13 protein-coding genes are annotated in these 14,052 nt (G+C 63.1%); 10 read left to right on the top strand and 3 right to left on the bottom strand.

The window, feature by feature from the left end:
• Positions 1-28 precede the first annotated feature (28 nt).
• The 5 genes from FO013_RS18095 to FO013_RS18075 are packed head-to-tail and all read left to right on the top strand — an operon-like array spanning position 29 to position 5,013.
• On the top strand, positions 29-994 hold the full coding sequence (locus FO013_RS18095; protein ID WP_143923962.1) for an ABC transporter permease: 966 nt from the start codon (positions 29-31) through the stop codon (positions 992-994).
• Complete coding sequence (locus FO013_RS18090; protein WP_143923961.1) at positions 991-1,881, top strand: ABC transporter permease; 891 nt, start codon at positions 991-993, stop codon at positions 1,879-1,881. The genes FO013_RS18095 and FO013_RS18090 overlap by 4 nt, the downstream gene beginning before the upstream one ends.
• Before the next feature lie 8 nt (positions 1,882-1,889).
• Positions 1,890-2,906, top strand: coding sequence for an ABC transporter ATP-binding protein (locus FO013_RS18085; protein ID WP_143923960.1), 1,017 nt, complete (start codon positions 1,890-1,892; stop codon positions 2,904-2,906).
• The gene (locus FO013_RS18080) at positions 2,903-3,931 is read left to right on the top strand and encodes an ABC transporter ATP-binding protein (RefSeq protein ID WP_143923959.1); all 1,029 of its coding nucleotides are present in this window, start codon (positions 2,903-2,905) and stop codon (positions 3,929-3,931) included. Before FO013_RS18085 ends, FO013_RS18080 begins: the two co-directional genes overlap by 4 nt.
• The gene (locus tag FO013_RS18075) at positions 3,928-5,013 is read left to right on the top strand and encodes a tartrate dehydrogenase (protein WP_143923958.1); all 1,086 of its coding nucleotides are present in this window, start codon (positions 3,928-3,930) and stop codon (positions 5,011-5,013) included. Before FO013_RS18080 ends, FO013_RS18075 begins: the two co-directional genes overlap by 4 nt.
• 50 nt (positions 5,014-5,063) lie before the next feature.
• Here FO013_RS18075 and FO013_RS18070 read toward each other — a convergent pair whose 3' ends face one another.
• Positions 5,064-5,486, bottom strand: coding sequence for an OsmC family protein (locus tag FO013_RS18070; RefSeq protein WP_143923957.1), 423 nt, complete (start codon positions 5,484-5,486; stop codon positions 5,064-5,066).
• Positions 5,487-5,694: 208 nt separating this feature from the next.
• Between FO013_RS18070 and FO013_RS18060 the strand changes: the two genes are divergently transcribed.
• Positions 5,695-6,969: an MFS transporter gene (locus tag FO013_RS18060; protein WP_143923956.1), complete on the top strand. Its 1,275-nt coding sequence runs from the start codon at positions 5,695-5,697 to the stop codon at positions 6,967-6,969.
• Positions 6,970-7,028: 59 nt separating this feature from the next.
• Here FO013_RS18060 and kynU read toward each other — a convergent pair whose 3' ends face one another.
• The gene (gene kynU / locus FO013_RS18055; protein WP_143923955.1) at positions 7,029-8,312 is read right to left on the bottom strand and encodes a kynureninase; all 1,284 of its coding nucleotides are present in this window, start codon (positions 8,310-8,312) and stop codon (positions 7,029-7,031) included.
• Positions 8,313-8,437: 125 nt separating this feature from the next.
• Between kynU and FO013_RS18050 the strand changes: the two genes are divergently transcribed.
• The 4 genes from FO013_RS18050 (at position 8,438) to FO013_RS18035 (ending at position 11,950) form a co-directional block, all read left to right on the top strand.
• Positions 8,438-8,920 (top strand): Lrp/AsnC family transcriptional regulator, encoded by a 483-nt coding sequence (locus tag FO013_RS18050; protein ID WP_260848253.1) that lies wholly within the window; start codon positions 8,438-8,440, stop codon positions 8,918-8,920.
• A 136-nt stretch (positions 8,921-9,056) separates the two neighbouring features.
• Positions 9,057-10,655, top strand: coding sequence for an SLC13 family permease (locus FO013_RS18045; protein WP_143923953.1), 1,599 nt, complete (start codon positions 9,057-9,059; stop codon positions 10,653-10,655).
• Between the two features lie 145 nt (positions 10,656-10,800).
• Positions 10,801-11,394 (top strand): OsmC family protein, encoded by a 594-nt coding sequence (locus FO013_RS18040; protein WP_143923952.1) that lies wholly within the window; start codon positions 10,801-10,803, stop codon positions 11,392-11,394.
• A 124-nt stretch (positions 11,395-11,518) separates the two neighbouring features.
• Positions 11,519-11,950 carry a VOC family protein gene (locus FO013_RS18035; RefSeq protein WP_143923951.1) on the top strand — a complete coding sequence of 144 codons (432 nt, stop codon included), beginning with the start codon at positions 11,519-11,521 and terminating at the stop codon, positions 11,948-11,950.
• Positions 11,951-11,986: 36 nt separating this feature from the next.
• Here the strand turns inward: FO013_RS18035 and recQ are convergent, their stop codons facing one another.
• Complete coding sequence (gene recQ / locus FO013_RS18030) at positions 11,987-13,822, bottom strand: DNA helicase RecQ (protein WP_143923950.1); 1,836 nt, start codon at positions 13,820-13,822, stop codon at positions 11,987-11,989.
• Positions 13,823-14,052 lie beyond the last annotated feature (230 nt).

The following is a 14,052-nucleotide window of genomic DNA, read 5'->3' as shown; positions in this document are numbered from 1 at the left end:
CTGGAACCGGAGAGGCCCGCGAATCATCATGATCACCTATGCGCTGCGCCGACTGGCTTACTCGATCCCGGTCATCCTCATCGCCTCGTTCCTGCTCTTCTGGGCTGTCCGTCGAGCCTTCGACCCGTTGAGCAAGCTCCGGCTGAACCAGGATCCGACAGCGATCGCCCGAGAGACCGAACGACTGGGTCTCGACAAACCGATCCCGGAGCAGTATCTCCTCTGGTTCAAGGGCTTTGTGACAGGGGACTGGGGGACCAGCACCCGTACGGGCCGTGACGTCCTCGACATGATAGCCGGCGCCGCCGGGCCGACCATCCAACTCATCTTCTGGGGAGTCCTCCTCGGTGCGATCATAGCGATAGCGGTGGGAACCTATTCGGCGGTCAAGCAGTACAGCGCGGCCGACTATGTGTTCACCGGAGTGTCCTACATCGGAATCGCCCTCCCCGCGTTCTGGTTTGGGCTCCTGCTCATCCAGATATTCGGGGTGTGGCCGGTGCAGATATGGAACCTGGCCGAGCCGCCGCTGTACTTCGTGGGACTTCACTCGGTGGGCCATTCCGATTTCGGGGATTACCTACGCCACCTCGCACTTCCCGTGGTGACGATGACGATCACTCTCGTCGCCAGTTGGAGCAGATACGGGCGAGCTTCGATGCTTGATTCGCTCACCAGTGATTATGTGCGAACGGCGCGGGCAAAAGGGGTACCGAAGCGTCAGGTTGTCATCAACCATGCCCTCCGCAACTCCCTGGCACCCTTCGTCACCGTGGTGTTCCTCGATGCGGGCATCCTCCTCGGCGGGCTCGTCGTCACCGAACAGATCTTCTCGATCCCAGGGATGGGCAAGCTCCTGCTCGACTCCCTGCTCGCCGGCGATGCCCAGCTGCTGTTGCCGTGGATGATGCTCGTGGCCATCGCCATCGTTGTCTTCAATCTTCTGGCGGATCTCAGTTATGCCTACCTCGACCCGAGAGTGAAGTTGTCATGAGAGCACAATCAGCGGCCGTGACCACCAAGACCACAAGATCTTTCGTTGGTCAGTGGACTCTCTTCCGACGCCGGTTCCTCCGGCATAGGCTCGCCGTCAGTGGACTCGTGGTGCTGGCGATGCTCGTCATCGCCTGTTTCGGCGCTCCCTGGATCGCCCCCTTCCAAGAGAATCACCAGGACCTCATCACCGGGTCCACTGGCCCGAGTGCGGTGCATTGGCTGGGAACGGACGAGCTGGGTCGAGACTTCCTCAGCCAACTGCTCTATGCCGGGCGGATATCGATGTCGGTCGGGCTTGGTGTGGGCGTGCTCTCAACCATTGTGGGTGTCCTCCTCGGCTCCCTGGCCGGATACTTCGGCGGATGGGTGGACGAACTCATCATGCGCCTCGTCGATCTCTTCCTCGTCGTCCCACCGATCGCGATCCTCGCCCTCGTGCTTCAGGGATTCGGCAGCTCATCGGCGACAATCGTGCTGGCCCTGAGCGCACTGGGCTGGACCGTCATCGCACGTGTCGCGAGATCTCAGGTGCTCTCACTGCGGGAGAAGGAGTTCGTCGATGCGGCGATCGTTCTCGGAGCCTCTCCGATGCGAGTGATCGTGAGGCACATGATCCCCAACCTCGCCGGAGTCATCGCCGTGAATGTCTCCCTCGCAGTAGCGGCGGCGATCATCACGGAATCGACCCTGAGCTTCCTCGGATTCGGAGTCCAACCCCCGGACTCGAGCTGGGGCAACATGCTCAGCCAGGCTGCCGGTCTGCTCGGCACCCCGCAGGTGCATCTTCTGCTCTACCCCGGCCTGCTCATACTGATCACGGTGCTGTCGGTGAACTTCATCGGCGACGGGCTCCGTGACGCCCTCGATCCACAGACGAAACGATGAGGCCCGCGATGACACTCACCCAACAACCGCTGCTCACGGTCGACAGCCTCAGCGTCGTCTTCTCCACGGACAATGGTCCGGCCACCTCGGTGGAGGGGCTGAGCTTCGACCTGAATGCGAACGAGACCCTCGGCGTGGTCGGCGAATCCGGCTCAGGAAAATCCATCACCTCGATGGCGATCATGGGACTGCTTCCGCGCACAGCTGCTGTAACCGGATCGATTCGGTTCCGCGGAGAGGAACTGCTGACCAAAACCGACGATCAGCTGCGGGAGCTGCGCGGTCGACGGATCTCCATGGTGTTCCAGGACGCGCTCGCCGCACTCAATCCGGTGAAGTCAGTGGGCAATCAGCTCATGGAGGCGGTGCGAGTCCATTCCTCGGGCCGAAGCCGCCAGGAGATGCGGGCCAGGGCGATCGAACTCCTCGACATCGTCGGCATTCCCACCCCCGAGCAGCGTGTCGACCAGTTCCCCCACGAATTCTCCGGGGGAATGCGCCAGCGCATCATGATCGCCATGAGCATCGCCAACGATCCGGATGTGCTCATCGCCGACGAGCCGACGACAGCCCTCGACGTCACTGTCCAGGCGCAGGTGCTCGACGTGCTGCGTCGGGTTCAGAAACGGACCAACTCGGCCCTGCTGATCATCACCCACGATCTGGGTGTGGTTGCAGGGCTCGCCGACAGGGTCCTCGTGATGTACTCGGGGAAGAAGGTGGAGGAGGCCGACGTCGAGGATCTCTTCTACCGACCTTCCCATCCGTACACCGTGGATCTGCTGGCCGCGATGCCCCGTCTCGACGGCAATTCTGGCGATTCGCGCCTGTACTCGATCCCCGGGGCTCCTCCGGATCCGACCGAGCTTCCGCCGGGCTGTCGATTCGCACCCAGGTGTCGGTATGCGATGCTCGGCACGTGTGATCGAACGCCTATTCCCGAACAGTTCATCACCGATCGCCATATGGCGGCCTGCCTGAGGATCGACGAGGTCGCCGCCGTTCGACAGGAGGCGTCCTCATGAGCAGCACACTCGAAGCCATCGATGTCGTCAAGGAGTACCCGATTCGCTCGGGTCTCTTCCGCAGACGCACCGGCACGGTCCACGCGCTTTCGGGGGTCAGCCTCGAGGTGCCGAAGGGTAAGACGCTCGGCATCGTCGGTGAGTCCGGCTGCGGAAAGTCCACGCTGGGACGCTCGATCGTCCGGCTCCACGACATCGACAGCGGCAGCATCCGCTTGGACGGCGAGTCTGTCGAGTCGGCCTCCGGTCAGGACCTGCGCTCCCTGCGGCGACGCGTGCAGATGGTGTTCCAGGACCCCTATGCCTCTCTCAATCCGCGTCTGACGATCGGCAGCGCCCTCATCGAAGCCCTCGAGATCCACGGCTTGGCGGCCGGTCGCCGTTCGGAACGGGCGCAGGAGCTGATGGAGATGGTGGGCCTGCGCCCCGAGTTCGTCCAGCGCTACCCGCACGAATTCTCCGGTGGTCAGCGGCAGCGCATCGGCATCGCCCGAGCGCTCGCCGTCGAACCCGAGGTGATCGTGCTCGATGAACCGGTCAGCGCTCTCGACGTCAGTGTGCAGGCCGGCGTCCTCAACCAGCTCAAGGAACTCCAGAATCTGCTCGGACTCACCTATGTGTTCATCGCCCACGACCTCTCCGTCGTGAGATACCTCAGCGACGAGGTGGCCGTGATGTATCTCGGCAGGATCGTTGAGACCGCGCCGACGGGCAGGCTGTTCGCAGCACCCGAGCATCCGTATACCAAGGCGTTGTTGTCTGCAGTTCCGATCCCCGATCCGATCGTCGAGCGGAGCAGAGAGCGGATCACCCTCAGCGGTGATGTGCCCAGCCCTCTGAACCCTCCGAGCGGATGCCGGTTCCGCACCCGGTGCTGGAAGGCCACCGAACGCTGTGCCACCGAGATTCCGCTGCTGCGTACGATGGCAGACGGGACTCGAGCGGCCTGTCATCATCCCGAATCGGAGACTCAAAGCCCAACCGATCCCATGGACAGTCAGAGAACGGAAGCAGGTGCTCAATGAGCTTACAGAAGGCGATCGCAGTCATCCCCGGCGACGGGATCGGGCAGGAAGTGGTTCCCGAGGGGCGTCGGGTGTTGCAGGCAGTCTCACAGAAACACGGAATCGATCTCGAGTTCGTCGATTTCGACTTCGCAAGTGCCGACTACTACCAGGCTCATGGAACTATGCTGCCCGAGGACTGGTTCGACAGTCTGCGCGGCTTCGACGCGATCTTCTTCGGGGCGGTCGGCTGGCCGGACGTCGTGCCCGACCACATATCTCTATGGGGCAGCCTGCTGCAGTTCAGGAGGTCTTTCGACCAGTACATCAACCTCAGGCCGTGCCGCCTGCTGCCCGGCGTGAAGAGCCCGCTGGTCGGCTACGGGCCAGGTGACGTCGACTTCTACGTGGTGCGGGAGAACACCGAGGGCGAGTACTCGTCGATCGGCGGAAAGATGTTCGAGGGCACCGACCGGGAGATCGTTGTTCAGGAGACCGTGATGACTCGGACAGGAGTCGACAGGGTGCTCAAGTTCGCCTTCGAACTGGCCGATTCCCGTCCGAATCAACACCTCACCTCGGCGACGAAGAGCAACGGGATCTCCATCACAATGCCCTACTGGGACGAGCGTGTGAAGATCATGTCTGAGAATTATCCCGAGGTGAGGCAAGATCAGTTCCACATCGACATCCTTACCGCCAACTTCGTCCTCAAACCGAATCATTTCGACGTCGTCGTCGCGAGCAACCTCTTCGGCGACATCCTCTCCGATCTGGGACCGGCCTGCACAGGAACCATCGGGGTCGCGCCGAGCGCGAACATCAACCCTGATGGAACCTTCCCGAGTCTGTTCGAACCGGTGCACGGCTCGGCTCCCGATATTGCGGGTCAGGGCATCGCCAACCCGATCGGCCAGATCTGGTCGGGCGCGATGATGCTCGACCACTTCGGCGAAACCGAGGCAAGCGCGGACGTCCTCGAGGGAATCGAATCGGTGCTGAGCAGTGGGGACGCGAGCATTCTCACTCCCGATCTGGGAGGTCGGGGCTCGACCTCATCACTTGGAGAGGCGATCGCCTCGACGATCCTGTCGCGGGACTGATGTTCGGGAGCATCCGTGCCGTTCGTGTGACCCGGCGCTGACGCCGAAGGTCAGTCGCGGCGGATGCTGAAGTCGACCTTCGTCTCCTGCTCGACCGTGCGGGAGACCGTGCAGTACTTGTCATGGGAGAGGCCGACGAGCTTCTCGATGCGAGAGTCGGCCTTGCGACCCTCCTCGTCGTCGGGAAAGGCGAGGTCGAAGTCGAGGTGGACGTTGTCCACTCGGGACGCACCGTCCTCGTCGATCTTGTCCGCCACGGCCGAGACGTCGAAGCGCGTCGGCTCGGTGTGCCTGCTGGTCACAGTGTCGACATCGATGGACGAACACCCGGCGACGGCTGCGAGCAGCAGTTCGACGGGTGTCATCAGGCCCTCGCCGCGGCCGAATTCGATGCTCGCCCCACTCGGTGCGGTAGCCCGGTAGTGGTTCTCGGCGAGCCTGGTCAGTTCGATGCTGCGGGTGTCTTCACTCATGCACCCATGATGTCAGGAATCACGGCGCAGTGAAGTCGACCTCTGCTGATTTCTGCACCCGGGCACTGCGTACGGGGCCAGATTCGAAGCCCGAGCAGAGATACGTGTGGGAGACGACCATGTCCAGAGCCGCCTCGGCGGAGAGGAATCGGGTTCCACGGTGCGGAAGCGGAAGGGGCGCATGTGTGCGTGGTGCCAGAATGGGCGGGTGAACGAGACACGAGACGGTTCGGCGAAGAATACCCCGAGTCCCCGCCGCTTCGGCGTGCTGCGCAACTGGGCGACGGCTCCGTACCTGGTGGGAACCGGGCTGGCGATGATGGGCGACAACATCGAGCACGTCATCACGTACTGGGTGCTGTGGCAGCAGTTCGAGTCCCCGGCGCTCGTGGGATTCCAGCTCATCAGCCATTGGCTGCCGTTCCTCCTGCTCTCGGTCTACGCAGGATCCCTGGCCGAACGATTCGACTGCCGGCGCCTGATCCAGATCGGACAGGTCATGTTCATGGTCGTGTCCCTGTGTTGGGGCATCCTCTTTCTCACCGATTCGCTCCAGCTGTGGCAGGCGTGCGTGCTGCTCGTCGTCCACGGCCTCGCCGGATGCCTGTGGGGCCCGGCCGAGCAGATGATGCTGCATGACTTCGTCGACCGCAAGGAGCTGCCGAGCGCAGTGCGGATGAATGCGACCTTCCGCAGCCTCGGGATCCTGTTCGGACCCGTCGTCGGCTCGGCGCTCCTGCTGTCGTTCGGACCGACCTGGGGCATCTTCATCAACATCATCTTCTACCTGCCGCTGACGATCTTCCTGATGCGCACACCTTTCACCGGGCACACCAGGAGCGGGAGTCCGAACAAAACGCGCACGACTCTGGTGCAGTCGCTGCGAGTGCTCATCGACGTTCGACATAACCGTTCGATCATCGGCATGCTGCTGCTGGCCGCACTGGCCTCGATCACGATCGGTGCCGTGCTGCAGACGGCGATGCCGGTCTTCGGCGGCCTCCTGACAGGCCCTGGCGGAGACAGTGACTTCACGTACGGGCTGCTGCTCTTCGCGCTCGGTGCCGGCGGTGTGCTCGGCGGCTTCTTCCTCGAGGCGACGGGGTGGGTGCGACCGACCCCTGCGGCGGCAGCGGTCGCCGCAGCTGGACTCGGTGCCAGCTCGATCGTCTTCGCGCTGGCCTCGGACCTGTGGCTGGCGCTGACCGTCCTCGTGCTTGCGGGGGTCTGTAAGATCACCGCCGAGTCGACCGAGATGGCCATCATCCAACTCGAGGCGCCGCCCGAGATCCGCGGACGCGTCATCGGCTCCTATTCGATGTTCGGGCCCGGAATGCAGACCTTTTCCGGCGTGACCGTCGGCGTGCTCGGCACGATCGCGACGATCCCGCAGGCCGTGACGATCGGCGGCGCGGTCCTGGCGATCGGCGCAGTGGGAATCGGCGCATATGCGGTGACCGGACGCGGGCGACCGGTCGGCTGACCGCGCTTGTATCAGGCCGAAGTTCAGGTGAGGGGCGGGACGGAACCGAGGCCCGAGCCTCAGGTGACGGCGCCGCGGACCTTGTGCGCAGGGGCGTCCCAGATCCGGTTGTCGAGGATGTCGCGCAGGGCCTCGACCGTGTCCCAGACATCGGTGAAGCCGAGGTAGAGCGGAGTCAGTCCGAAGCGCAGAACTTCAGGCTCGCGATAGTCGCCGATGATTCCGCGCTCGATGAGCGCACTCATGATTGCGAAGCCCTCGGGGTGGGTGATCGAGACCTGTGAGCCCCGATGGTCGTGCTCGCGTGGGGTGACGAGCTCGACCGGGTGATCGGCCAGGCGAGATTCGACGAGTTCGATGAAGAGGTCGGACAGCTGCAGGGACTTCTGCCGCACCGCGGCCATATCGACCTTGTTGGCGATGTCGAGGCCCAGCTCTGCCACCGCCAGTGAGATGACGCCCTGCGTGCCGGTCAGATACCGGCGGATGCCTTCGGCCGGAGCATAGTCCGGCGACATCTCGAAGGGCCTCGCATGCCCCCACCAGCCCGAGAGCGGCTGCGTGAAACGGTTCTGCAGTGCCTCGGAGACCCAGATGAAAGCGGGAGAGCCCGGCCCGCCATTGAGGAACTTGTAGGTGCACCCGATGGCCATGTCCGCGCCCGACCCAGCCAGGTCGATCTCCAGGGCGCCCGCCGAATGGCACAGGTCCCAGATCACCATGGCGCCGCCGTCATGGATCGCCGAGGTGGTTGTGGCCATGTCGAAGAGCCGGCCGGTGCGGTAGTTCACGTGGGTGAGGACGACGAGGGCCACCGTGTCGGTCATCGTGTTCGGGAACCCAGCGGTCACCTCGGCGTCATCGACGAGACGTACTTCGTATCCGGCATCCAGCTGCTCGGCTAGGCCCTGCAGCATGTAGATGTCGGAGGGGAAGTTCTCCCGCTGAGTGAGGATGACCCGACGCTCGGGCGCATCTGCGGCCTGCATCTTCAGTGCGGCCGAGGCGGCTTTGAACAGGTTGATCGAGGTGGTGTCCGTGACGACGGTGCTGCCGGTCCCACCGCCGATGATGCCCGCAACCTTCTCGCCCAGCGTCGCCGGCAGATCGAACCATCCGGCGGTGTTCCAGGAGCGGATGAGCCCGGTGCCCCATTCGTCGGTGATGACCTCCTGAGCGCGCTCGGCCGCACCCTTCGTCCGCGCGCCGAGTGAGTTCCCGTCGAGGTAGATCGTGTCGGAGGGCAGGATGAATTCGTCCTTGAATTCGCGCAGCGGATCCTCGGCATCGAGGCGTTCGCAGTCGGTGCGATCACGTGGGGCGCTGTGTTCGGGGCTCGTCATTGGTCACCTTCGTCGGAGCGGGCATGCCGGTGCTGCTGGTGGCGGATCTCCTCACAGAATACTCAGATCACGGATATCATCTAACCCATCCGAACAGAAGACGGAAACTGGGAGTGATTGTTGTGGTGAATTCGGATCTGATCGTCGATCATCGTTCTGAAGCGAGCAACGTCCACCTTGCCGAGGTGGACCTGGCGATTCTGCGCGAGCTCAGTTCCGATGCCCGGATCTCCAACAAGGAGCTCGCCAGCCGAGTGGGATTGGCTCCATCCACATGTTCGGGACGTGTCAGTGCATTGAGGTCACGGGGAATCATCCGAGGATTTCATGCCCAGATCGACTTCGAAGCGCTTGGTCTGCACGTGTTCGGAATGATCTCGGTGCGGATGTCCCCGGTCGGGCGGTCGAAGATGAGCGACGTCATCGCTGGACTGCTCCGGGCACCAGGGACCCTCGACGTCTTCCAAGTCTCGGGGGAGCGAGACCTGCTTGTGCACATCGTCACCGCCCACCCGACCGGGTTGAACGCCTTCATCGCAGAGCATCTCTCGGATCCGAGGATCGCCCATACTCAGACCAGCCTCGTGTTCGGGCATCACCGACCCTGAGGCACATCACCGACCCTGAGGCACATCGCAGCCCCTGAGCCACAGCGGAGCATTGAGTCTCATCGTGCCTGAAGCGAATCAACGCCGTTTCTGAGACGAAAAGTCTCTGCTGTTGAACACTGGCTATGCTGTGAGCGTGGAACCGGCAACCTGGACCTTCATCATCCTAGGTGCGGCGATGATCGCCTTCATCTCCTCAAAGGTGCCGCTTGCCGTCGTCGCCGGAGGTGTGGTCCTCGCACTGTGGGCCACCGGCGTGCGCAGCCTGCCCGAAGTGTTCGAGGGCTTCGCTGACCCGACCGTCGTCTTCATCGTCTCGCTGTTCATCGTCATCGAGTCGCTCGAAGCTTCGGGAATCACCGCCTGGCTCGCGAACTTCGTGGTCAACCGAGCCGGCACCAGCAGAAAACGTCTGGTGCTCGTCATCGGCGTCGCCGCTGGGATGCTCGGCGCGTTCATCAGCGTCAGCGGAACGGTTGGTGCTCTGCTGCCCGTGGTCGTCATCGTGACGAAGAAGGCAGGAATGCTGCCGTCGAAGATGCTCATTCCGCTCGCCTTCCTCGCCAGCGGAGGCTCGGTGCTCACACTTACCGCGTCGCCGGTGAATATCGTCGTCTCCCAGGCAGCCAGCGACCACGGAGGACGCCAGTTCGGCTATTTCGAATTCGCCCTCGCCGGCATTCCTCTGGTTGTCATCACGATAATCATCGTCCTCCTCGCCGGCGATCGGCTGCTTCCCGACAGAAGCCCGGAGTCGATTGCCGCACCGGATCCGACCGCCCATGCGAAGCGCCTGCGCGAGGACTATCGAATGGATGTGAGCACTGGCGCGCTCTACACCGTCGAAGAGGGTGTCGCCGAGGTGCTCGTCGCTCCCCACTCCTCCCTGATCGGCCGTCATGTGCTGCCCGGCATGACCACACCAGATGACGGACTCGTCGTCCTCGGCGTTCGGCGTGGGGACCACGCCGGTCCGCTGGTGCGCGAGTCGGAGGAGACCGAGGAGGCGGAGGAGAGGTTCGAGCTTCGGGCTGGTGACGCCGTGCTCGTGCAGGGACCATGGGCGGTACTCGAACGGTATGCGGCCTCGCAGGATGTCATCGCGGTGACTCCGCCGCAGTCTCTGCAGCGCGCCGTGCCTCTGAGCAGGAAGTACAAGCGCACCCTCTTCATCTTCGCGGCGATGATCCTGCTGCTGGTCACCGGGGTTGTGCCGACCGCGATCGCCACCATGCTCGCGGCCGGGGCACTGATCGTCACGAAGGTGGTGAGACTGCCGACGGTGTACAGGGCCGTTCCGTGGAGCATTGTCATCCTGGTCGGAGGAATGATTCCCCTGTCCCGAGCATTCGTCGACACCGGTTCCGCCGACATCGTCGCCGATCTCGTGCTGGGCAACCTCGGTGCGGCGTCGCCGTATCTGGCACTCCTCGTCATCTGCGTGATCTCAATGGTGCTCGGACAATTCATGTCGAACCTGGCCACAGTGCTGGTCATGCTGCCGATCGCGGTCGCCATTGCCGGGAGCACCGGGGCGAGCATCCAACCCTTCATGATGGGCTTGGCCGTATGCGGCGCAGCCTCCTTCATCACCCCGGTGGCGACTGCCGGCAACCTCATCGTCATGAGAGCCGGTGGTTACCGTTTCGGCGATTATTGGAAACTGGGACTGCCGCTGATGATCGTCTATCTGGGGATCGCCGTCCTCTACGTCCCCCTCATCTGGCCCTTCTAGTCCGATCGTCTTTGCCAGTCGACGTGTCGGTATGCGTCGCCGTATGGCGGGGGTATGACGGTCTGAGTCGAAATCTGACGCGGGCGCACCGGGAGATCGGTTGGGCTTCCTAGTCTGGGGACCACTCAATCGAAGGAGAGATTCCATGACCGTCACAGCCGACACCACCACAGACTCCACCGGTACAGCAGACTCCACCACTGGTTCGACCGTCGCGATCAGTGCCGAGGATCGGGCCGAACGCCTCACCTCAGCAGGTCAGGCGTGGAACGAACGGATCGCCGCCTCGGCGAAGAACGCACAGCTGACCTTCTCCGCCAAGGGAAGCGCCCGGGGCTCGGTGTCCTCTGTCATTACGGCTGGAAAACACACTTTCACCGTCGACGAACCGGCCCCACTGGCCGGCGACGATGTAGCACCGAGCCCCGTCGAATACGCGTTGGGCGCCCTCATCTCCTGCCAGATCGTCGTCTACCGCCTCTACGCCCACAACCTGGGACTGACGATCGAGAGCCTCGACGTCAGCGCAGAGGGCGACCTCGATGTGCAGGGACTCTTCGGAGCCGATGACACCGTGCGGCCGGGATTCTCAACGGTGCGTGTCAACGTGGAGATCACGGGGCCCGATAGTGACGAGGCCTACCAGGAGCTGCAGAAGACCGTCGACGCTCACTGCCCCGTCTTCGACATCTTCACGAACCCGACGCCCATCGACGTCACCGTGACGAAGAAGAACTGAACGCGACGACAGCTGAGCACCACGCCAAGGCGTTTGGGCGAGTCTCGTCGGACCATTGACTTCCCGGTGGCCGAAGACGAAGATTTAGACTCCATAGCTGGACACCAACTGCCCAGGAGCAGTCATGACCCAGATCTTCGTCAATTTTCCGACCACCGACCTCAACAGGTCGAAAGAGTTCTATGCCTCTCTGGGGGCCGAAGTCGTCCCCGAGTTCACTGATGAGAATGCCGCCTGTCTGAAATGGGATGAGAGCATTTTCTTCATGGTGCTGACGAGGGAGTATCTCGCGACCTTCACCGATAAGCCGATCGCCGATCCGCATTCGACCGCGCAGGTGCTCACCGCACTGAGCCGCGAGTCACGGGAAGATGTTGATGCCACGCGGGCGAAGGTTCTCGACGGTGGTGGCTCGGAGAACAAGGAACCACAGGACTACGGATTCATGTATTCCATCAGCATGGCCGACCCGGATGGCAATATTCTCGAGTTCATGTGGATGGATCCCATCGCAGCCGAACAGGGTCCCGAGGCATACACCGCAGAGCAGAGCTGATCTCAGGTGCCGATGACCGTCTGGCGGTGACTAGGATCAGCCGGTGCTGGACTCCAGGACCTCGAGAACCCCGGGTCCATAGCGTTCGAGCTTCTTCAGGCCCACACCGCTGACCTTGCCGAGTTCGTTGATCGAGTTCGGTTTGGCTTCGACGATTCCATACAGCGTGGCATCGGGGAACACGACGTAGGCGGGGACGCTCTGCTCTTTGGCCTGATCGGCACGCCAAGACCGCAGAGCTTCGAACAGGGCTGTGTCCGCGGTCCCGAGTTCGACTTCGGGGCCGCCTCGACGCTTGGCTCCTGCCTTCTTGGATCCGGACTTCTTGATGGGGTCCACACGCAGAGACACTTCCACTTCGTTGCGCAGAACCGGGCCGGCGTCCTCACCGACGACGAGCACGCCGTAATCACCGTGGGACTCCAGGAGCCCCCGGGCGAGGACCTGGCGGACCACAGTCTTCCACTGCGTTTCGCTGAGGTCTTCGCCGATTCCCCAGACACTGAGGCTTTCGTGATCGGCAGCGCGGGAGCGCTCATTGTCGTTGCCGCGCAGGACGTCGATGACCTGGCCCGAGCCGAAGCGCTGCCCCCGTTCACGGTCGAGGCGGATGACGGCCGAGAGGAGTTTCTGTACAGCCACCGTTGCGTCCCAGGTCACTGGGGGAGTGATGCAGGTGTCGCAGTTGCCGCAGGGAGCGGATTCCTCGTCGAAGTAGCGCAGCAGCTGCACGCGCCTGCAATCGACGGTCTCGCACAGGGCCAACATGGAGTCGAGGTGCGACATCGCACGCCGCTGGTAGGTGCTATCGCCGTCCCCTGACTCGATGAGCCGGCGTTGGGAGACGACATCGCCGAGACCGTAGACCATCCACGCATCGGCTGGCAGTCCGTCACGTCCGGCGCGACCGGTTTCCTGGTAGTAGCCTTCGACGCTGCGCGGCAGGTCGAGGTGGGCGACGAAGCGGACATCAGGTTTGTCGATGCCCATGCCGAAGGCGATCGTCGCGACCATGACCACGCCGTCCTCGCGGAGGAACCTGGCCTGATGATCGGCGCGTACTTCGGATGGCAGCCCTGCGTGATAGGGCAGGGCATTGATTCCTCGGGCCACGAGCGCCTCGGAGAGCTGTTCGACACCGCGCCGGGACAGACAGTAGACGATGCCCGAGTCACCAGAGTGTTCGGTGGTGATGAAGTTGATGAGCTGAGAACGGCCAGACTGCTTCGGTTCGATGCGATAGGTGATGTTCGGGCGGTCGAAGCTGGCGACGAAATGCTGGGCCTCGCCGAGGTGAAGACGCTCGGTGAGTTCGGCATGCGTGGCGGGGGTCGCCGTGGCGGTGAGTGCGATGCGTGGAACGTCGGGGAATCGTTCGGCCAGCACTCCCAAGCCCAGGTAGTCGCTGCGGAAGTCGTGGCCCCACTGCGAAACACAGTGGGCTTCATCGATTGCGAACAAAGCGACCTGTGCACGTTCGAGCAGCGCCATTGTGCGCGGCAGGACGAGGCGTTCAGGTGCCAGGTAGAGCAGATCGAGTTCACCGTCCAGGAGTGCGCGCTCGACGTTCTGCGCTTCCTCGAAGTCGAGGGTCGAGTTGAGGTAGGCCGCGCGCACACCGAGGTTCTCCAGGGCAGTGACCTGATCGGCCATGAGCGCGATCAGCGGAGAGATCACGACGCCAGCGCCGGGCCTGACGAGGCTAGGTATCTGATAGCAGAGAGACTTTCCACCGCCGGTGGGCATGAGGACGACCGCGTCACCACCACCCACGATCTGATCAACGACGCCTTGCTGCTGACCCCGAAACTCGTCGTAGCCGAAGACATCGTGGAGGACGTCGAGCGGGGAGGTTGTGGCTGCCGAGGTCATGCGCTCCAGCCTAGTGGACGGTGCTGACTCGGCCGAACTTCGTAGACGGGGCACATGGGTATAGAGCGGGGGCCCATGGGTATAGAAGAGCACGTGCTGCAGGCACGGGATAACCTCCGACAACGACTCTGACCACAGGCAACGGGAGGCCTTCACGGACTCCCTTAAGGAGGTCTGGGGACATGTGGTGGGCGTCACGCCAAGTTTTCCGGTTTCGAGTTGCACGCACC

Source organism: Brevibacterium aurantiacum (assembly GCF_007558825.1).
GTDB lineage: Bacteria > Actinomycetota > Actinomycetes > Actinomycetales > Brevibacteriaceae > Brevibacterium > Brevibacterium aurantiacum_A.
Note: the sequence above shows the minus strand (reverse complement) of the source record. Positions and strands in the feature narration are given on the sequence as shown.